The 20384-nt window shown below is 67.8% G+C and carries 14 protein-coding genes; 4 read left to right on the top strand and 10 right to left on the bottom strand.

Annotated elements, in window-relative coordinates:
* Positions 1 to 17 precede the first annotated feature (17 nt).
* Positions 18 to 578, bottom strand: coding sequence for a gluconokinase (locus J3A66_RS02900; RefSeq protein WP_245336686.1), 561 nt, complete (start codon positions 576 to 578; stop codon positions 18 to 20).
* A gap of 196 nt (positions 579 to 774) precedes the next feature.
* Between J3A66_RS02900 and J3A66_RS02895 the strand changes: the two genes are divergently transcribed.
* Complete coding sequence (locus J3A66_RS02895; RefSeq protein WP_209566993.1) at positions 775 to 2046, top strand: FAD-dependent oxidoreductase; 1272 nt, start codon at positions 775 to 777, stop codon at positions 2044 to 2046.
* Here the strand turns inward: J3A66_RS02895 and J3A66_RS02890 are convergent.
* The 7 genes from J3A66_RS02890 to J3A66_RS02860 all read right to left on the bottom strand — a co-directional run bounded on the left by J3A66_RS02890 (position 2009) and on the right by J3A66_RS02860 (position 12285).
* Complete coding sequence (locus J3A66_RS02890; RefSeq protein ID WP_209566991.1) at positions 2009 to 3103, bottom strand: metallophosphoesterase; 1095 nt, start codon at positions 3101 to 3103, stop codon at positions 2009 to 2011. The two genes, J3A66_RS02895 and J3A66_RS02890, sit on opposite strands and share 38 nt — an antisense overlap.
* 152 nt (positions 3104 to 3255) lie before the next feature.
* On the bottom strand, positions 3256 to 4314 hold the full coding sequence (locus J3A66_RS02885; RefSeq protein ID WP_245336685.1) for a LacI family DNA-binding transcriptional regulator: 1059 nt from the start codon (positions 4312 to 4314) through the stop codon (positions 3256 to 3258).
* On the bottom strand, positions 4307 to 5824 hold the full coding sequence (locus J3A66_RS02880) for a tryptophan halogenase family protein (protein ID WP_209566988.1): 1518 nt from the start codon (positions 5822 to 5824) through the stop codon (positions 4307 to 4309). Before J3A66_RS02880 ends, J3A66_RS02885 begins: the two co-directional genes overlap by 8 nt.
* The gene (locus J3A66_RS02875) at positions 5821 to 6855 is read right to left on the bottom strand and encodes a cupin-like domain-containing protein (protein WP_209566986.1); all 1035 of its coding nucleotides are present in this window, start codon (positions 6853 to 6855) and stop codon (positions 5821 to 5823) included. The genes J3A66_RS02880 and J3A66_RS02875 overlap by 4 nt, the downstream gene beginning before the upstream one ends.
* Positions 6848 to 7564, bottom strand: coding sequence for a SapC family protein (locus tag J3A66_RS02870; RefSeq protein WP_209566984.1), 717 nt, complete (start codon positions 7562 to 7564; stop codon positions 6848 to 6850). Before J3A66_RS02870 ends, J3A66_RS02875 begins: the two co-directional genes overlap by 8 nt.
* Positions 7564 to 9117: a tryptophan halogenase family protein gene (locus J3A66_RS02865; RefSeq protein WP_209570363.1), complete on the bottom strand. Its 1554-nt coding sequence runs from the start codon at positions 9115 to 9117 to the stop codon at positions 7564 to 7566. Before J3A66_RS02865 ends, J3A66_RS02870 begins: the two co-directional genes overlap by 1 nt.
* Positions 9118 to 9228: 111 nt before the next feature.
* A complete protein-coding gene (locus J3A66_RS02860; RefSeq protein WP_056675784.1) occupies positions 9229 to 12285 on the bottom strand; it encodes a TonB-dependent receptor in 3057 nt (1018 codons plus the stop codon).
* Between the two features lie 203 nt (positions 12286 to 12488).
* Between J3A66_RS02860 and J3A66_RS02855 the strand changes: the two genes are divergently transcribed.
* Both J3A66_RS02855 and J3A66_RS02850 read left to right on the top strand, forming a co-directional pair.
* Positions 12489 to 14786 (top strand): beta-glucosidase, encoded by a 2298-nt coding sequence (locus tag J3A66_RS02855; RefSeq protein WP_245336684.1) that lies wholly within the window; start codon positions 12489 to 12491, stop codon positions 14784 to 14786.
* A 99-nt stretch (positions 14787 to 14885) separates the two neighbouring features.
* The gene (locus J3A66_RS02850; RefSeq protein ID WP_209566982.1) at positions 14886 to 16109 is read left to right on the top strand and encodes an MFS transporter; all 1224 of its coding nucleotides are present in this window, start codon (positions 14886 to 14888) and stop codon (positions 16107 to 16109) included.
* Positions 16110 to 16121: 12 nt separating this feature from the next.
* Here J3A66_RS02850 and J3A66_RS02845 read toward each other — a convergent pair whose 3' ends face one another.
* Both J3A66_RS02845 and bamA read right to left on the bottom strand, forming a co-directional pair.
* Entirely contained in the window at positions 16122 to 16958 is an 837-nt protein-coding gene (locus tag J3A66_RS02845) for a glycoside hydrolase family 16 protein (protein WP_209566980.1), read from the bottom strand.
* A 206-nt stretch (positions 16959 to 17164) separates the two neighbouring features.
* Complete coding sequence (gene bamA, locus J3A66_RS02840) at positions 17165 to 19768, bottom strand: outer membrane protein assembly factor BamA (protein WP_209566978.1); 2604 nt, start codon at positions 19766 to 19768, stop codon at positions 17165 to 17167.
* A gap of 225 nt (positions 19769 to 19993) precedes the next feature.
* Between bamA and J3A66_RS02835 the strand changes: the two genes are divergently transcribed.
* The gene (locus tag J3A66_RS02835; RefSeq protein ID WP_056675771.1) at positions 19994 to 20320 is read left to right on the top strand and encodes a hypothetical protein; all 327 of its coding nucleotides are present in this window, start codon (positions 19994 to 19996) and stop codon (positions 20318 to 20320) included.
* The last annotated feature ends 64 nt before the right edge of the window (positions 20321 to 20384 follow it).

Below are 20384 nucleotides of genomic sequence, written 5' to 3'. Positions count from 1 at the left end.
TACGACCTTGGTCGATCTTATCGCCGATCCGTGCCGTTAGCGCCATCCGCGCTGGCGCGGTCATCGATCCAGGCCCAGACGTCGCGTACCAGCGTGTCGGGCGTGGCCTGCGCATCGAGCGTGATCGCGGCTTCGTCGGGTCCCGGACGCTCTAGCGTCGCGCGCTGGCTGTCGAGCAGGCTGGCCGGCATGTAATGCCCTGCGCGCGCGCCGAGCCGTCGAGCGAGTTCCGCCGGATCGGTGTCGAGCAGCACGAACAGCAGCGGGACGCCCGCCGCAGCGCCGAGCCGCTCGCGATAGACCCGCTTGAGCGCGGAGCAGGCGGCGACCGCAAAGCCGTCCGCCGCGACCGCATCGCCGATCGCGTGACCGACGCGGTCGAGCCAGGGCCATCGGTCGGCGTCGTCGAGTGGATGGCCGGCGCGCATCTTGGCGACTGCTTCCGCGCTGTGGAAGCCATCGCCCTCGAGGAAGCGGTGGCCGGTCTGATCGGCGAGGCGCTGGCCGAGCGTCGACTTGCCGCTGCCGCTGACGCCCATGACGATGATCGCGCAACCGCGCGGGACCGCGTGGGGCATGCCGTCGCCGGAGCGGGCCTGGGGGAAGGGGGTGGTTTGCACAGTTCCTGACTCGCGGGTTGAGCGCGTCCGGCGGCGCCTGGTTCCAGGCCTCTATCCGGTCGATCGCGACAATTGGCCATTACGACCATCGTCGCGCCCTTGTCGACCGGCGTCGGGACGGGCAACGAGACCGTCCATTCAAAGGGATCGCCGCATGTCCGCTCGCAATCATCATGACGTCCTGATCGTCGGGGCCGGCCATGCCGGTGCACAGGTCGCGATCGCGCTGCGGCAACGCGGCTATGCGGGGACGATCGGGCTGATCGGCGACGAGACGTCGCCCCCCTATGAGCGGCCGCCGCTGTCGAAGGACTATCTGGCTGGCGAAAAGGCGTTTGATCGCATTCTGTTGCGGCCGGCCAGCTTCTGGGGGGAGCGCGGGATCACGCTGATCCCCGGGCGTCGCGTGACCCGAGTCGATGCGGCCGCGCATTGCGTCAGCCATGTTGACGCGCAGGCGACCGGGAGCACTGACGAGGCGAGTCTGCACTATGGCACGCTCGTCTGGGCCGCGGGGGGAGCGCCGCGGCGTCTGGGGTGCGACGGGCATGATCTTGCCGGGGTGCACGGGGTGCGCAACCGCGAGGATGTCGACCGGATGATCGCCGAGCTGCCGAGTGTCACGCGGGTCGTGGTCGTCGGCGGCGGCTATATCGGGCTGGAGGCGGCGGCGGTGCTGACCAAGCTCGGCAAGCAGGTGACGGTGCTCGAGGCGCAGGACCGGGTGCTCGCGCGGGTGGCGGGGGCGGCGCTGTCGCGATTCTACGAGGCCGAGCACCGCGCGCACGGCGTCGATCTGCGGACCGGTGTGACGGTGGCGGCGATCGAGGGCGTCGACGGGGCTGCGTCGGGCGTGCGGCTGGCGGACGGTACGGTGCTGCCGTGCGAAATGGTCATCGTCGGGATCGGCATCGTGCCGGCGGTCGCGCCGCTGATCGCGGCAGGCGCCGGTTCGGCGGGGGGTAACGGGGTGATAGTCGACGCGCAGTGTCGCACGAGCCTGACGGATGTCTTTGCGGTCGGGGATTGCGCGGCGCACGCCAGTCGCTTTGCCGGCGGGGAGGTGATCCGCGTGGAATCGGTGCAGAATGCGAACGACCAGGCGGCGATCGTCGCCAAGGCGCTGACCGGCGTGGAGGAGGCTTATGGCGCAGTTCCGTGGTTCTGGTCTAATCAGTATGACCTGAAGCTGCAGAGCGTCGGGCTGTCGACGGGGCATGATCTCGCGCTGCTGCGCGGCGACCCGGCGAGCCGCAGCTTCTCGGTGGTGTATCTGAAGGGGGGCCGCGTGGTCGCGCTCGACTGCGTCAACAAGACGCGGGATTATGTGCAGGGGCGCGCGCTGGTGGTTGCGTCGGCGCGGGTCGAGCCGACGCTGCTGGCCGACATCACGGTCGACCTGAAGACGCTGGTGCCCGCGGATTGAGGTCCGACCCGGCGGCGTGCAGCGTGAAGCGCGTCATCTCCGACGGGCGGCCGAGCCGGACCGCGAAGCCTGGCCACAGCCCGGTGCCGTTGCCGACATAGAGCGTCATCCCCGCGACGTCGTAGCGGCCGGACACGAACCCGCCATTGGCGCGCGCGAACAGGCGGTCGAAGCCGGGCGCGACGCCACCATGCGTATGCCCCGACAGCTGGAGCGCGACGCCGTGCGCTGCGGCGTTGCGCGCATTGCGCGGCTGGTGATCGAGCAGCACTACCGGCGCACCGGCCGGCGCGCCCCGCAACGCGCTGTCGAGATCGGGACCGGGCTGGCCGACCGAGGGGGCGGACAGGTCGGTGAGCCCGGCGAGCACCAGCCGCGCGTCGCCGCGGGACAGCACGGCGTGGCTGTTGGGGAGCATGCGGAAGCCGAGTCCGTCGAGGTGCCGCATCCAGGCGGCGTAATCGAAGAAATATTCGTGATTGCCCGGGATCGCATAGACGCCGTCGGGGGCGCGGAGCGCACGCAGCGGGGCGACGTCGGCGCGGCGCATCGCGACCGATCCGTCGATGAAATCGCCGGTGACGACGATCAGGTCGGTGCCCGCCGCATTGGCGCGGGTGACCACCGCCTCGGCCCAGCGCGCGGGGAACAGCCGGCTGATGTGCAGATCGGTGAGCTGGAGGATGCGATACCCCTCGAACCGCGGCGGCAGTCCGGCGATCGTGACGGCGACGTCCTTGACCGGCGGCACGCGCAGCGCGTTCGAGACGCCGATCGCGGAGATCAGCGCCGCGAGCACCGCAATCGCGTAGCGCAGCCCGTCTGGCGCGGCGGTGGTGCTGCGACGCAGGATCGCGGTCGCGAGCGTGCCGATGTCGAGCAGGAGCTGGAGCATCGCGAGCAGCACGATCGCCGCGAACGCCCAGTTGAAGAGGATGACAACGCCGCGCGGAAATTCGGGCGCGAAGATCGATCCCGAGGACAGCCGGTTCCAGAAATGGAACTGCGAGGCGAACAGCAGGAGCAGCGCCACGCCGGCCTTGAGCCAGAGCGACATCGACAGCGGCCAGAGCCAGCGGGCAAGGACGACCAGGCAGGGCGTCGCGAAAATGAGATTGAAAATGACGGTCTCCGTTCGTCCCCGCGCCGCCTGTGGGGGAGTTGGCCGTGCGTCGCAAGGGCCCGGACCCGCCGGCGCGAGCAGACCGGTCAGGCGGTGGCGGGTGGGCGCGCGGTCGAACGGCGCACCGTCAGTTCCGCCGCGACGGTGATCGGTGCGTCCGGCGGGGGATCGCCCGCCAGCCCTGCGATGATGAGGCTGACCGCGCGCGCCGACGCCTCGGCGATCGGCTGGACGATCGCGGTCAGTGGCGGGTGGGCGAGGCGGATGATCGGCGTGTCGTCGAAGCTGATCAGCGACAGATCCTCGGGCACGCGCAACCCGGTTTCGCGCGCCAGTTCGAGCGTCGCGAGCGTCATCTGGTCATTGCTGCCGATGATCGCGGTCGGCGGCTCGGGCAATGCGAGCAGCGTCCGGGCGGCGGCCCGGCCCGAGGCATGGCTGAAATCCCCCGATGCGAGCAGATCGGTGCTGTCGAGCCCCGCATCCGCCATCGCCGCGCGCCAGCCATCGACGCGCCAGCCGCTGAGTTCATATTCGGCAGGCCCGGCGATGAAGCCGATCCGCCGGTGGCCGAGCGCGACGAGATGCTCGGTCGCGATCCGCGCCGCGCGCGCGTCGTCCATCATCAGGCGCACGCCGGGCCCTTCGCTGATCGAGCCGATCCGCACGAACCGGATGTCCTGCGCCTCGAGCAGATCGATGATCAGCGGATTGCCCGAATGCGGCGGGGTGAGGATCACCCCGTCGGGCTGCAGCGCGGCGATCGCGCCCAGCAGCTCGCGTTCGATATGATCGCTATGCGTATCGACCAGCTCGACGATCAGGCGATAGCCATGTTCGGCGCAGGTCAGCATCCCGCCGAGCAGCATCTGGTCGACCCAGTCGGTCCCTTGCCGCGCGCGCCAGTCGGCGATCGTGCGTTCGCGGTCGTTGAGCGCGAGGATCAGATAGGAGCGCGAACCGCCCATCCGCTGCGCGGCGATCGAGGGGACATAGCCGAGCCGGTCGATCGACGCCTGCACGCGCTCCGCCATTTGTGGGCGGACGCCGGTCTCCTTGTTGACGACGCGACTGACCGTCTGCAGCGAGACGCCGGCGTCCGCTGCAACATGCTTGATCGTCACGGCCTGACGGCGCCTAGCCAAGATGCGGGGATCCCGCCGAGGCAGATGGCGCCGTGCTGCAGTAGTGCGCGACATAGGCGGCATGGTCGGGCAGCGCATCGACGGTCGCGTTGGTCGTGTCGCGCAGCCCGCCGAGCAGCCGGACGAGTTCGTCGTCGCGCATCTTGGTCGCGATCGGGTGATAGCTCTCCGGCACGATGCCCTGGCCGAGCATCACCTGGACCCAGCTGTTCTCGGCGAACAGCTCGTCATTCTTGCGGAAGACGCGGCCGGTTTCTCGAAACAGTGCGATCTTGTGCGCGAGCGAGTCGGGCACCGGCATCGACGCGCATTGCCGCCAGAAGGCGCTGTCGCGGCGGTCGGTCGCCTTGTAGTGGAGGATCAGGAAATCGCGGATCTGCAGCATGTCGGTATGCTGCTGTTCGTTGAATTCGGCGACGTCGCGCGGGCTGATCCCAGCCGATGGGAACATCCGCAGGAGACGGAGGATGGCGCGCTGGATCAGGTGGATGCTCGTCGATTCGAGCGGCTCCATGAACCCGCCGGACAGGCCGATCGCGACGCAGTTGCGGTGCCATTGCTGGCGTCGCGCGCCGGTGACGAAGCGGATCCTGTTCGGCTCGGTCAGGGTCGGTCCCTCGACGGTGCCGAGCAGACGCTCGAGCGCGGCATCGTGATCGAGATAGCGGCTGCAATAGACGATACCGTTGCCGGTGCGGTGCTGCAGCGGGATGCGCCACTGCCATCCGGCGTCATGCGCGATCGCGCGGGTATAGGGCAGGGCCGGCCGGACGCTTTCGGTCTGGACCGCGATCGCGGAATCGCACGGGAGGAAATGCGTCCAGTCGTCGAACCCGGCATGGAGCGCCTGTTCGATCAGCAGCGCGCGAAAGCCGGTGCAGTCGAGGAACAGGTCGCCCTCGATCCGTGCGCCGGAGTCGAGCGTCAGCGCGGCGATGTCGCCGCTTTCGCCGTTCAGCTCGACCTGCGCGATCCGGCCCTCGATCCGGGTCGTGCCGTCGGCCTCCGCCATCTTGCGCAGGAAGCGGGCGTAGAGACTGGAGTCGAGCTGATAGGCATAGTTCATCCGGCCATCGGGCAGATGTGCGAACTTGCCCTGCAGTGCGGCGCGCAGTTCGAGGCAGTAATCGTCGAACGGCTGATGATGCCCGCGTGTCAGCCCGTGCAGCCAGAAATGCTGGAAGCCTGCGGACCAGTGATCCTTGCCGGTCGTGCCGAACGAATGGAAATAGGTGTCGCCGCAATCCTTCCAGTTGTCGAACAGGATGCCGAGCTTGAACGTCGCCTGCGTCTCTCGCATGAACTCGGCTTCGTTGATCCCGAGCAGGCGGTTGAACGTCACGATCGGCGGGATCGTCGATTCGCCGACGCCGACGGTGCCGATCGCCTCGGATTCGACCAGCGTCACCGCGACCGTGCGGCCCATCGTCCGCGCGATCGCGGCGGCGGCCATCCAGCCGGCGGTGCCGCCGCCGGCGATGACGACGCGGTGGATCGGGAGCGTGGTCATCGGCTGAGTGCTCTCAGGAGGAAGGCGCGCAGCTTGCCTGCGCTGTCGGGGGTGAGCGGGGCGAGGACGCCGCGCTCGGCTTCGGGGATATGCGCCGCGACCGCGGGGTCGTCGGAGAAGACATAGTGATCGAACATGGCGCGCCAGTGACGTTTCTCGTCCTCGGGCAGGTCGCGGATCGCGAGCAATGCGTGGTTGAGCGCGTCCTGCGGCTGGCCGAGCCAGCGCGGCGTGTCGCGCCACCAGTAATTGACCAGCACGTTGAAGTCCGAAAGCCCCTCGACATGGTGCCACCACAGGGCCGGAATGTAGAGCGCGTCGCCGGCATCAAGTTCGGCGACCTGCGCCTGCGCCAGCGCATCGCGAAAGCCGGGATAGGCGGTGAAGTCGGGGTCGTGGAAGTCGACCATGCTCACCGCGCGGCCCGCGGGGGTATTGTCGACCGGGCCGAGATAGAGATTGCGGAACTGGTCGCGCGGAAACAGCGTGAAGCGGCGACGACCGACCGCGACGCAGGCGAGGTTGTCAGGCGCGTCGTTATGCGCCGCGATCCGCGTCGGAGTCCCCATCCAGATGCTCGAGAGCGGTGTGCGGTCGCCGAGGTCGACGTGATTGGCCTCGTGCAGCCCGGTGAAGAAATTCTGCATGTCGATCGAGGCGAGATAGATGGACGGCGCGCCGTCGACCCCCTCATTCTCGGTCATCCGCGCGAAGATCTCGGGCAGCGGCGCGCGCATCATCTGGAAGTTCATGCCCTGCATGTCGCCGTAGAACAGCCGGCCGCCACTCTGCGACGCACCGACCGAGACGGCAAAGGGCGTGGGCCGGGCATGGCGCTCGATATAATCGCGCGCCGCGCGTCCCGACTGGCGACCGGCCTCGACCATCGGCCAGTCGGCGACGAGCCCGCGGACGATGAACGGCGTCGTCGCCTCGCGCAGCAGCGTGTCGAGCGCCGCCGGCCCGCTGATGTCGACTTCGCGGATCCGCGGCAGGGCGGCGAAGATCCCCGCGGTGCCGGCGTCAGCCATGCGCGAGATGTCGGTTCTTGCGCGCGACGAGATCCCCGATCTGGCCGAGCGAGGCGAGCGCCATGAAGATCGGCATCAGATGGCCTTCGGCGTGGAGCTCGGCGACGGACGCGGGATCGAGCGCTTCCAGGCGATCCTCGTCGATGACGTGATAGCCGACCAGCCGGTTCTTCGATCCGTCCTCGAGCGTGACGTCGAGCGTCAGCGGTTCGAGCAGGTCGTGGCGCTGGAGCGCCGCGAAGAACGCGGTCGCAGCGACATAATCCTCGTCGAGCGCGCGCAGCTGATCGGCGATGCGTTCGAGAAACGGCGTCGGACGACCGGTATCGTCGAACACGCGCATGCCCTCGCCGGCGCCGATCCGCGGGCTCGCCATGTCGATATGCACCTGGCGCAGCGACGACCCCTCCGGCCCACGTCCGACGAGGAAGGGCTGGCTGTCGATCGCCAGCGGGCGATAGCGGGCATCCCAGCGGCCGCCGTCGAGAAACAGGTTTTCGCCCGCTTCGAAGCCGAACATCGCGAGCGCGGTGAAGCCGTCGCGGGTCTGGTTGCGCTGGAAGAGGATCGGATAATGGGTCTGGACGCGACGGAATTCGCTGGGGACGGTGATGCACGCCATGACGGCGTCGCCGAGCGCATCTGACCGGTCGGTGCGGATCCGCAGGTCGCGGTGCTCTTCGGGCGTCAGGATCGCGTGGTCGGGCATCAGGCTCTCGTTTCCATGGTAGCGCCTGCCATCGCATGCCGCACGGCATCGAGATAGGCGCGATTGGTCGGCAGGGCGGCGGCGAGCATGCGTCCGTGCCGGTCGACCTGCTGCACGAGCATGTCGGCGGCCCCGCGCGCGCCCGTCCGGACCGGCGTGCGGCGCGGCGCGGGAAAGCCCATGCCGTAGAGCACGTATTGATAGCTCGCCGCGGGAAAGATCTCGTCGACCATCGGGAAATCGGCGTGCGACGGGGGCTGGTCGGCCCATAGCTGGAGCAGCTCGGCGAGACGCGGCGGGATCGAGCCGGGATCGCGGTGATCACGCCAATAGGACTCGTCGCGCTGGCTGAGGACATAGTGCAGCTTGAGGAACTCGACGATCCGGTCCCAGCGATAGCGGAACAACGTGTTGAAGCGCGCGGCGTGGAGATCCATCGTGCGGCGCGTGGCCGGGAAATTGTCGAGCAGCGCGTCGACCGAGAGCTCGACCAGCACGATCGCGGATGCCTCGAGCGGTTCGAGGAAGCCGGCGGACAGACCGATCGCAAGGCAGTTGCGATGCCAGAAACGGTCGCGGTGGCGCGACTGGAACCGCAGGGGGCGAAAGTCGGGAAGCGGTGCGTCGGGCGCCGTCGCGCGCAGATAGCGGGTGAGCGTGTCGGCGGCCGCGTCATCGTCGAGATGCGCGGACGAATAGACGCAGCCGATGCCGCGTCGCGCGGGCAGGCCGATATCCCAGATCCAGCCCGCGGCGTGCGCGGTGGCATTGGTCTGCGACGCGATCACGCTGTCGGCGGCGACCGGCAGCTGGACCGCGAGTGCACGGTCGTTGAAGAGTTCGCGTCCGCGGTCGATCGTGCCGACGCCGTAATGCTCGCCGATCAGAAGTGCGGCATGACCCGTGCAGTCGAGGAACACGTCGCCCTCGATCCGGCCCGATACGCGGGTGCGGACCGCGGCGATGTCGCCATCGGCCGCGCCATCGACGCCGACGACATGGTCGCGCAGGTGGCGAACCCCGAGCCGTTCGGTCGCGTGGCGGGCGAGCAGGGCCGCGAACTTGCCGGCGTCGAGATGATAGGCGTAGTTCAGCGTGCCCGCATAATCGGGCATCGCGCGCTGACGCGGGGCAAGGTCCTGGCTGCAGACGGCATGTTGCGCGCAGAGCGCTTCGGCAAAGGCCAGACCGCTGTCGGACCAGGCCGAGGCGAGATCGCGCGGGGCTGCCTCGGCGGGTGTCGTGAAGGGGTGGAGATAGCGGTCGTCGGCCGCGCCGGTGCGCCAGCCGTCGAAGCGCGACCCCTGTTTGAACGCGGCATCGCAGACGAGGAGGAATTCGGTTTCCGAGATGCCGATCCGTTCGAGCGTGCGGCGCATCGTCGGCCATGTGCCTTCGCCCACGCCGATCGTCGCGACGTCGGGCGATTCGATCAGGGTAACCTGAAGCGGATGCTCCGCATCGCGGTCCGCACGGGCGGCGATGAGGCACGCGGCGAGCCATCCGGCGGTGCCACCGCCGACGATCACGATCGAGGTGATCGCGCGATCCATGTCCAGCCCGTCAGTTTGCATGTCCGACACTGTCATTCTGTGCCGCCACGGCGCCGAAAAGACCACCCCCCGCGGGGGAGTGGTCGTTCCGTAGGTCGGCGGCGCCGCGGATCAGAAGTTGAACCGCAGGCCGGCTGCGTAGCGGGCATAGCCCGGCTGCGCGAAGGTGGCGAAATTGTCCGACCGGCGATGACCGCGACGGCCCTGGCCGGTGAGGTTGATGACTTCGCCGAACACGGCCAGCCCCGTGGTGACCTGATAGCTCGCACTGGCGTCGACCTGCCCATAGGATTCGACATAGAGCGGATCGAAGGCGCCGCCGGCATAGAATTCGCCGCGCCAGTTATAGGCCACACGCGCCTGGATGCCGTTCTTGTCGTAATAGGCGACCGCGTTGGCGCTGTCGCTGAGCCCGGTCAGCGCGAACTGGCCGATGTTCGGATCGAGCGTGTTGTCATATTTCGCGTCGCCATTGACGATCGTGTAGTTCAGGATGACGCCGAGCCCGGTGTTCCAGAGCCTGTGCTGCAGCGCGAATTCCCACCCGTCGATATTGGCGGTCTGGTCGCTGTTGAACGGCTGGCTCAGCTGGAAGTTGAACAGATCGTCCTCGGGCAGGCCGAAGATGTTGCCGTTCAGCAGACCGGAATCGCTGGTGCCCGTGACCTGCGACGAGGCGGGGAAGTTGCGCAGGATGTAGTCGCGAACCTGGAGATTGTCCGTCGTTCCAAGTGCTGCGACCGCCTGACGATAGCGGGGGCCCGAGCCCGGGTTGCGCAGGTTGAACGCGGACGTGTTGACCTGGGTCGTGCCGATGAAGTTCTTCACGTCCTTGTTGAAATAGCCGACCGAGATGTAGCTTTCGGCACCGTAATACCATTCCGCCGACAGATCGATGTTCTTCGACTTGAAGGGGACGAGGTTCGGATTGCCCTGGCTGCCCGTGCCGCCGCCGATGCGCGGGTTGGAATCGATGTTAAGGCCACCCTGCAGGCTGCCGTAATCGGCGCGCGTGATCGTGTGGCTGTACGACGCGCGCAGCTTGACGTTGCGGAGCGGTTCGATGTCGAAATCGACCGCGGGCAACCAGTTGTGATAGCGGCCCTTCAGCGAGGTGAACGAATTGGCGCCGTAGGTGAGCGCGAATTCGTTCGCGCCCGTCCAGCGCGTACCGTTCGGGATCGGCACCAGCGCCGACGAGTTCACCTGCGTCTCGTCATAGCGGACGCCGCCGATGAGGTGCGCCGGCATCGAGAACATGTCGAACTTGCCGTTGAACTGAATATAGGGCGAGATCGTGCGTTCGCGAATGCGGCGATCGTTGGTGTAATTGGCAAGACAGGTGCCTTCCGCCGCGACACCCGTCTGCGGTGCGCTGCAGATCGCATATTGCGAGCGCAGCAGTTCGGCCATCTGCTCGAAGTTGAACGTGTAGATCGACGGCGGCAGCGCGGGATCGTTCGATCCGGCGACGCCCTTGAACTTGTCGGGCAGGCTGGTGAGGTTGAAGAAATCGTCGGGCACGGCGGCCGCGCCGAACGACGCACCGCGCGGGTCGACACCGCCCCAGGTCTCGTTCTGGATGAAGCCGTAAGCCGAGCGCACCTTGTTATCGACATAGGAAAAGCCCCAGTCGATGCTGCTCAGGAAATCGCCGTCGTGGTCGTAATGACCCTTCAGCTGGAGCTGGTTGATCTCGTTCTTGAAATAGGCGTTGCGGAACGCGTTGCCGGTCGGCGTGATCAGCGACGCGTTCAGCGGGTCGATGCCGGGATACATCTGGTACGAGATGACCGGCAGGTCCTTCTCGAAATTGATCGTCTGCGACTGGACGCCGAAGATTGCGCCACCGATCGACGTGCTGCTGCCGTAATCGTTCGTCGGCTTCGACACCGCGGTCGAATGATGCGCGTCGAGCGACATCGTGACGTTGCCGGGCGCTTCCCAGGTCAGGTTGCCGCCGAGCGACTTGTTCTCGGACTTGTTCGCGGTCAGCGAGCTGCTGTACGACAGATCCTTGCCGGGCGCGAAATTCTCCGAATAGAAGACGGGGCCAGCCGCGGGACCATCGGTCCAGGCGCTGCGCGTGTCGCCGAAGTTGAACCAGATGCCGACGCTGCTGTTGCGGACTTCGACCTTGTTGCTCGAATAGGTGAAGTCGAGCGTGGCGGTCAGCGTGTCGGTCGGCTTGGCCTGCAGCACGAGCTGGCCGTTGATGCGCTCGCGATCGATGTCGACGACATCGTAATTGGCGCTTTGCGGGATTTCATAGACGTCGGTCGGGCCGGGACGGTTGGTGATGTTAGCACCGCCGGGCGTGCCGGGCTGGGCGAGCGTGCCCCAGTTGTTCTCCGCGCCGAGAAAGCCGTCGCGGAAGCCGACGCCCGCCGAATTGTTGCTCGCCTTGCGCCGCTGATACGCGCCGCTGAGCAGGACGCCGATGCGGTCGTCGGCAAAGGTGGTGGACAGGATGCCCGACACTTCGGGAGTGATCGGATCCTTGCCGTTGCGCGAGCTGTCGAGCACGCCCTTGACCGCGATGCTGCCGCGCGTGCCGGGCTTGTCGATCGGACGCGGGGTGCGGATGTTGATCGACGAGCCGATACCACCCGACGGGACCGCAGCGCGACCGGTCTTGTAGACCTCGACCGCGGCGACGCCTTCGGAGGCGAGGTTGGCGAAGTCGAACGAGCGCGAGGCGGGTGCGCTGGCGCCGTCGCCGAGCGTCGAGGTCGGCATCTGGCGACCGTTGAGCGTGACGAGGTTGTACTCAGGACCGAAGCCGCGGACCGTGACGGTCGAGCCTTCGCCGTTCGAGCGGTCGATCGAGACGCCGGTGATGCGCTGGAGCGATTCCGCGAGGTTGGTATCGGGGAACTTGCCGATATCCTCGGACGAGATCGCGTCGACCACGCCCTGGCCGTTGCGCTTGATGTCGATCGCCTCGCGCAGCGACGCGCGGATGCCGGTCACGACGATGTCGTCGGTGACCGCGTTCGGATCGGCGGGCGTGGCGGGTGCAGCCTGCGGATCGATGTCGGACGGGCCGGGATTGCCGACCGTGGCTGCGGCATCCTGCGCCAGAGCGACGCCGGGAATGGCGGCCAGCGCCAGTGCCGATGTGCCGATGACAAGACGCGAAAGCGAGCGAGCCGTGAAGCCACGCATGGTAATCCTCCCTGTAGCCGACGCTATGAGTGCGCCTTCCGTGTGAACGTTCACTTTCCCTTTTCGCGATTCGTGTCAAGGATTTGGGCTGCTGGTTGTGAACGTTCACTAAATATGCTGTGAACAGTGACAATGGTGCCACAGCCCGGCCGGACGCGTGTCGCAGTGCGCAGGGGGAGGCGGAAAACCGGAAGGGAATGAGGATGTCGACGGGGTATCGAGCGCTGATGCTGGGCGTGTCGCTTATGGGAATCGCCGCCATGGTCGAGGCGCGCGAGACGCCTGCGAAGGTCGCTCCGCCCAAGGCGCCAGCGACGGCGACGCCGGACGCCGGACCCGATGCGCGACGGCGGGCCGAGGCGATCGTCGCGCGGATGACAATCGACGAGAAGATCAAGCTGGCACACGGGCTGTTCCCGCCGATGGCGGCAGGCAAGACGACGGACACGCTGATCCCGTCGGCGGGTCATATCGACGGCATCGCGCGGCTGGGCGTGCCGCTGGTCCGCGAGAGCGACGCGTCGCTCGGCGTCGCCAACCAGGTCGAACAGCGCAAGGGTGACGTCGCAACCGCGCTGCCGTCGGGGCTTGCCACCGCGGCGAGCTTCGACCCCGAAATCGCACGCGCAGGCGGGGCGATGATCGGCGCGGAGGCGCGGGCGAAGCGGTTCAACGTGCTGCTGGCGGGGGGCGTCAACCTGACGCGTGATCCGTGGAACGGCCGCAACTTCGAATATCTCGGCGAGGATCCGCTGCTGGCAGGGTCGATGGCGGGCGCGCATATCGCCGGGGTCCAGTCGAACCATATCGTCTCGACGGTCAAGCACCTCGCGCTCAACGCGCAGGAGACCGGTCGCATGGTCGTCGACGCGCGGATCGGCGAGGCCGATCTGCGGATGAGCGACCTGCTCGCGTTCCAGATCGCGATCGAGCGCGGGAAACCGGGCTCGGTGATGTGCGCGTACAACAAGGTCAATGGCGACTGGGCGTGCGAGAACAAGCATCTGATGACCGACGTGCTCAAGCGCGACTGGGGCTATCGCGGCTGGGTGATGAGCGACTGGGGTGCGGTGCATTCGACCGCGAAGGCGGCCAATGCGGGGCTCGACCAGCAATCGGGACAGGAACTCGACAAGGCGATCTACTTCGGCGCGCCGCTCAAGGCCGCGGTGGCCGACGGCAGCGTATCGCGGGCCAGGCTCGACGACATGATCGTGCGCTATCTGACCGGCCTGATCGAAACCGGCGCCTATGACACGCCGATGCCCGCCGCAGAGGCGCCGATCCCCTATGCGCGTCATGCCACCGTTGCGCAGGACGCGGCGGAATCGGGGATCGTGCTGCTCAAGAACGACCGCGACATGCTGCCGATCGCGCGTACCGCCAAACGCATCGTGCTGATCGGCGGGCGAGCGGACGTCGGCGTGCTGTCGGGCGGGGGATCGAGCCAGGTCCGTTCGGTCGGCGGCGCGCCGATCGAGATCCCGCTGACCTCGGGCGCGGCGATGTCGTTCGCGCGCTATACCTATCATGCCTCGTCGCCGCTCAGGGCGATCGCCGCGGCGTTGCCGGGTGCGGTGGTGACCTTTGTCGACGGCAAGGATACAGATGCGGCGGCGCGCGCCGCCCGTGACGCGGACATGGCGATCGTCTTTGCGACGCAGTGGACGACCGAGGCGCAGGACGTGGCGACGCTGTCGCTGCCCGACAATCAGGACGCGCTGATCGCGGCGGTGGCGAAGGCGCAGCCGCGGACGGTCGCAGTGCTCGAAACCGGCGGGCCGGTGCTGATGCCCTGGATCGATGCGGTGCCGGCGGTGCTGCAGGCCTGGTATCCGGGACAGCGCGGCGGCGAGGCGATCGCGAACATCCTGACCCGCCGGGTGTCGCCGTCGGGCCGGCTGCCGATCACCTTCCCCGCCGCCGCGACCCAGGCGCCACGCCCGGCACCGGTCGGTCTCGACCGGCTGACGTCGGTCGAGGCGCAGGCGGCCGCCAATCCGGCGAACGCCGCCGCGATCCAGCTCGAAAGCTTTCCGGTCGACTATGTCGAGGGCGCGGACGTCGGCTATCGCTGGTATGAGAAGCAGCACCAGCGGCCGCTGTTCGCCTTCGGTCACGGGCTGAGCTTCACCAGCTTCGCCTATCGCAACCCGGTGGTGACCGGTGGCCGGCGTCTCAGCGTGACCTTCGACGTCGTCAATACCGGGCGTCGCGCGGGCGCGGACGTCCCGCAGATCTATGTCGCGCAGGCGGCAGCGGACGGGGCGGGGACGGCGACGCCGATGCGGCTGGCGGGGTTCACGCGGCTGACGCTCAAACCGGGCGAGTCGCGGCGCGTGACGCTGACCGCGGAGCCGCGGGTCGTCGCGCAGTACGACACCGCGCTGCCGGGGTGGCGGATTGCCGGGGGCCGCTACCGCGTCGCGCTGGCGCATGATGCCGCAGATCGGTCGCAGCTGCTGACGACGACGCTCGAGCCGATGATGATGAAACCCTGACCGGGGCGTAGACGAGCCGCGGCGGCGGAGGGGGCGGCGGCGGCGGGCGGGTGTTCGGGAGTTGCCCGACGGCGGCGAGCGGGTCACAAGGGCGCCATCGTGCCGCGTACCGTTCCCTTCTCCCCGCATGGCCGGTCGCCGTCACCCGAGCCGCGACCGGCAGCTTTCCTCTTCGTCTGTGCGCTTGCCTATGCGGGGGCGGTCGTCGGCTATCTGCCGCTGCTGACGCTGCTGCTGCCGATCAAGGTCGAGCAGGTGGCGGGCGACGGTCGTCTCGATCTTCTGACGGTGACGGTGATCGCGGGAGCGATCGCGGCGAGCGTGGCGAATATCGGCTTTGGCTGGCTGGGTGACCGGTCGGTGAGCCGGGGCGGGGGGCGCCGCGGGATCATGGCGGGGGGCGTCGTCGCGACGATGGCGTCCTATGCGGGGCTCGCCGCCGCGACCACGCCTGCGTTGCTGGTGGCGGGGATCATCCTGTTCCAGGTCGCGCTGAACGCGGTGATCGCGCCGCTGATGGCGATCATCGCTGAAGAGGTGCCCGATGGCCGCAAGGGGGTCGCGGGCGGGCTGCTGGCGATGGCCAATCCGGTCGCGGCGACGCTGTCCGCCGCGCTGGTCGGGGCGAGCCGGTTCGGCGAGCCGGCGCGGTTCGCGGTGATCGCGGTCACCGTCGCTGCGTGCACGCTTCCGCTCGTCGTCGTGCGCGGGACGCGGCAGGCGGGGGCGCCACCGCCGGTATTGCGGTCGATGCTGCGGCGCGATCTGCTGCTCGCCTGGACCGCGCGGCTGCTCGTGCAGATCGCGGGCAGCGCGCTGTTCGTCTATCTTCTCTATTATTTCGAGAGCGTCGCGCCGTCGGTGCCGGAGTCGGTGCTCGCGGCGCGGATGGGGACGGTGATGATCGTTGCCTATAGCGTGCCGCTGCCGATCGCGGTGCTCGTCGGCCGGCTTGCCGATCGGACCGGGCGGACCAAGCCGTTCCTATTCGCGGCGGCGCTGGTCGCGGCGGCGGGGCTGATCGCGATGATGGCGGCGCGCGACTTCACCAGCGGTGCGGCGGCGTTCTGCGTCTATACCGGCGGGACCTCCGTCTTTCTGGCGCTGCACGCGGGCTTTGCGATGCAGCTGTTGCCGAGCGCGCGGCACCGGGGACGCGACCTTGGGCTGCTCAACCTTGCCAACACCCTGCCCGGGCTGCTCGGGCCGGTGATCACCTGGGCGCTGGCGACGCCGCGCGATTTCGATGCGGTGCTGGTCGTGCTCGCGGTGCTGACGCTGGGCGGGGGGATGATCCTGCTCGCCGCGCGGGGGCGGCGCTGAGGCCGACGGCGATCAGCGGCGCGACCGGTTTGGGGCAGGGCGCCAGTAGCGGACATAGTCGACCGCCATGCGCTGCGGGAAGGCGGTGTCGTCGATCCCCTTCTGCCCGCCCCAGTCGCCGCCGACCGCAAGGTTGAGGATCAGGTCATAGGGCCGGGTGAACGGCCAGGCCGCCTTGCCGCCGGGCTGGTCATTGGCGACGCGCATGACCGCGCGGCCGTCGACGCCGACCGTGATGACATCGGCGCGCCAGTCGAGCTGATAGCGATGATAGCGGGTGCAGGCGGTCGCCACGCGCTTCTGCGCGCCGCGCTGCGTGCCCTTGGTGTGGTTGAACGCACCGCTGTGCACCGTCGCATGGACGACGTTCGGGTCCCATCCGACCAGCTCGACGATGTCGATCTCGCCCTCGTCGGGCCAGCGGCCGCCGCTTGGCAGCAGCCAGACCGCGGGCCAGCTGCCGCGACCGCAGGGCAGCATCGCACGGACTTCGTAGAAGCCATAGCCGCGTGGCACCCGCGAGACGAGCTTCGCCGAGCTGTAGCTCTGGCCGCCCCAGTCGGGGAAGCGTGCCTTGGACAGCGTCTCGCGACGCGCCTCGATGATCAGCGAGCCCTTTTCGATCCGCGCATTCCGGGGCCGGTCCTTGGCATAATATTGGCGCTCGTGATTGGCCCAGCCCTCGGCATTGCGCGAGGTGTCGAACCGCCATTTGCGGCGATCGATCGTTCGCCCGTTGAATTCGTCGGCAAAGGCGGGCGTCGTCCTGGGCGTCGGCATCGGTGCGTCGAGCCCGTAATTGGTCGCGCCGAGCGTCGCGGCCTGCGCGGCCAGCAGCAGGAGGATCATCGTGTCACCGCCGTCGGGAAGTTCGCGGGTTTGCGCTTCGGGGCGGGGTCAAAACACATGGGGGACGCTCTCCATCATGCCCCGGATCGTCGCCGCGACGTGCGGACGCGAGCCGGTGGCGTGACGGGTCTAGGGCAGCTCCGCGGCAAGCTCAACCGGGCGGCTTCCCCACGCGCAGGGCGTTTCGCAGGAGGACGCCGTGCACACTAGAACTGGCCGCCGATATTGAAGGTAATCAGCTTGCTGTCGTCGCCATCGGCCTTGAGCAGTGCCTTGGCGAGATCGATCCGCAGCGGGCCGAACGGGGAGGCCCAGTTGACGCCGATGCCGACCGACAGCCGCGGGCTGGCGCTATTGCCCGTATAGGTCTCGCGATAGGCGCCGAGCGAATAGCTGTAGGGCGTGCCGGTGTTGGTCGTCGTGCTTGCACCGGCGGAATCGAGGTAGAGCAGGTTGCCGGAGCTGTCGGTGTATTGACGCGTCGCGGCGACGCACGCGATCGAGGTCGCGTTCGTGGCGGCACAGCTGTCGGTCAGCGTCGGCGTCCTGCCGCCGAACACCGCGCCGACATCCATGTAGACGGAGGGGCGCAGGCCGAGTTCGCGCGCGCCCGAGCCAAGCGGCAGCTCGACCTCGAGGCGGGCCTGGTAATAGGCGGTGCCGCCCAGCGCGGTCTGCGTGTTCGAACTGCTGTCGGTCGAGATCGTCGCGGGGATCGTGCTGGTGTCGTAATAGGTCCGCGTCACGCGCGGCCCGACGCCGCGGATATCGAAGCCGCGCATCTGCGGGTCGCCCAGATAGAAGCGGTCGGTCAGTCGCACCTGCTGCCCGAGCCCCCTGATATAGCCGCCCTCGGCATGCGCGGTGAGGATGAAGCGCGAGCCGAGATCGACATATTTCGAGTAGTTGGCGGTGCTGCGGAGATACCGTGTGTCGCCGCCGAGGCCGGCGAAATCCTGGCTGACGCTGAATTTGCTGCCCTTGGACGGGCGGGTGCGGCTGTTCGTGCTGTCGAACACCAGCGAATAGCCGATCGACGAGGTCCAGCGATTGCCGACCGCGTCGCACAGATACTGGCCGGCGACCGCGGGATCGCACGCGCCGTTGGTGTAATAGGTGTCCGCGTCGAGCGTGACCTGATCATAGGACAGGCCGTAGCGGGCGGTGGCCGACCAATATTCGGTCAGCGGCACCGCCGCGCGGATCTGGAACCCGGTCGAGATCTGTTCATAGGTCGTGCTGTCGGTGTCGCCGGTGGTGCTGTACGAGCTGTAATCCCGCCGGAATATGTCGCCGCCCAGTGCGATGTTGGTGTCGAAGAGATAGGGTTCGGTGAAGCCGAGATTGACCGATTTCGAATAGCTCGAATAGCTGACTCCGGCCCGTAGCTCCTGTCCCATGCCGCGGAAGTTGCGCTGGGTGATCGTGGCGGACGCGATGAAATTCTCCAGGCTGGAATAGCCGGCCGAGAGCTGAAGCTCGCCGCTCGATTTTTCCTCGAGGTTGGTTTCGAGGATGACGCGATCGGGCGCGGAGCCGGGCTTCTGCTTGATCTCCGTCTTGTCCTGAAAATAGCCGAGCGAATTGATCCGGTCCTCCGAGCGTTTGACCTGGAAGCTGTTGAACGCGTCGCCCTCCGCCAGGCGGATCTCGCGCCGCACGACCTTGTCCTTGGTCTGTGAGTTGCCTTTGATCTCGACGCGTTCGACATAGGTGCGCTTGGCTTCGGCGATGTTGAGGTTGATCCCCATCGTCAGCGTTTCGGCGTCCTTCTGGAACTCGGGATTCACCTCGGTGAAAGCGTAGCCGAACAGGCCTGCGGTCTGGCTCAGGCTGTCGACCGCGTCCTCGACCTGCTTGGCGTTGTACCAGGCGCCTTTCTTGAGCGGCAGCGTGGCGGCGAGCTTGCTGCTGTCGAAGTCGCGGATCTGGCTGTCGACGGTGACGTCACCGAATATGTAGCGTTTGCCCTCCTCCACCACATAGGTGATGATGAAGTCCTTCTTGTCCGGGGTGAGTTCGGCGACTGCGGACGTCACGCGGAAATCGGCATAGCCCTGCGTCAGGTAGAATTGCCGCAGCTTCTGCTGGTCGTAGCTCAGGCGATCCTGGTCGTAGCTGGTTGCGGACGACAGCATGCGGCTGAGCCGTGCCTGTTTGGTCGCCATCTGCCCGCGCAGCTGCGCGTCCGAAAACACGCTGTTGCCGAGGATGTTGATCTGGCGGACCTTTGATTTCGGGCCCTCGCTGATTTCGAAGACGATGTCGACGCGGTTCTGGTCGAGGCTGACCATCTTGGGATCGACCATCGCGGCGAAGCGGCCCTGCCGGCGATAGAGCTCGACGATCCGCGCGACATCCTGCCGCACCGCGCTGCGCGTGAAGATCTGCCGCGGTGCGAGCCTGATCTCCTTGGTGATCTTGTCGCTCTTGAGCGCCTTGTTGCCCTCGACGACGATGCGGTTGATGATCGGGTTCTCGCGGATGCGGACGACGATATTGCCGTCCTCGACCCCGGCGATCGAATAATCGGCGAACAGGTCGCTGGCCTGGAGATCCTTTAGCGCCTGATCGAGCGTCTCCGCCGTGTAGGGGATGCCGGCGCGCAGCTTGGTGTAGCTCAGCACGGTTTCGGGCTCGATCCGCTGCGCGCCCTCGACGCGCAAGGTGCGGATCGTCCGGACTGCGGGATCGGCCGGTGGCGTCGGGGCGGGGGGCTTCGCATGCTGGACGGGCGCTGCGACCGCCGTGCCGCCGAGCGTGCCGGCCAAGGCCAGGGCCATCGTACTGGCGCCAAATTCGAACATCATGGGGAGGTCTCCGGGTGAGACCGGGCGCCTGGGCGGGCGATGTTTCCGGCGGATGGCGCGCGCCGGCCGGATTGCAACACTGGGTCATCAACGACCGTGACCGCGCGGTCGCCGGGCCCGGCTGACACATGGAGCAAGTGGCGGGAAATGTTCGGGACATGGTCGCTGGCTAGAGCGCCGTGCGGGCCAATCGGCTCGCCCGTTCATCCTGCGAGGACCATCGCCATGCGTGTCGCCATCAAATCCGTCCCGTCATCCGCGCCGATCAGCGCGCCGACGCTGCCGCCGCTCGTCGACAATCCGTTTGCCCCCGAAGTCTTTGCCACGGGGCTCGCCGGCCTCGCCAATCTGTCGGGGGTAATCGTGCTGACGCTGGAGAGCGCGCGGTGCGATCACACGCGCGACGCGCCATCGGTCGAGCGGGTCGTCGTCGGGCGGGTCGCGCTGACCAACGGCGCCGCGCAGGATCTGGTCGCGGCGCTGAACCAGTTCCTCGAGCAGCAGGGGCTGAGCCCGAGCAAGGCGATGGCCGCCGGGTCGACGTTCCAATGAGCCGCGCGACCGTGCCGCCCCCAGCCGGTATCCGCGGGTCGTCGGCCACCGGCTTTACCGTGGC

The sequence above is a fragment of the Sphingomonas sp. PvP018 genome (genome assembly GCF_017876865.1).
Taxonomy (GTDB): Bacteria; Pseudomonadota; Alphaproteobacteria; order Sphingomonadales; family Sphingomonadaceae; genus Sphingomonas; species Sphingomonas aerolata.
Note: the sequence above shows the minus strand (reverse complement) of the source record. Positions and strands in the feature narration are given on the sequence as shown.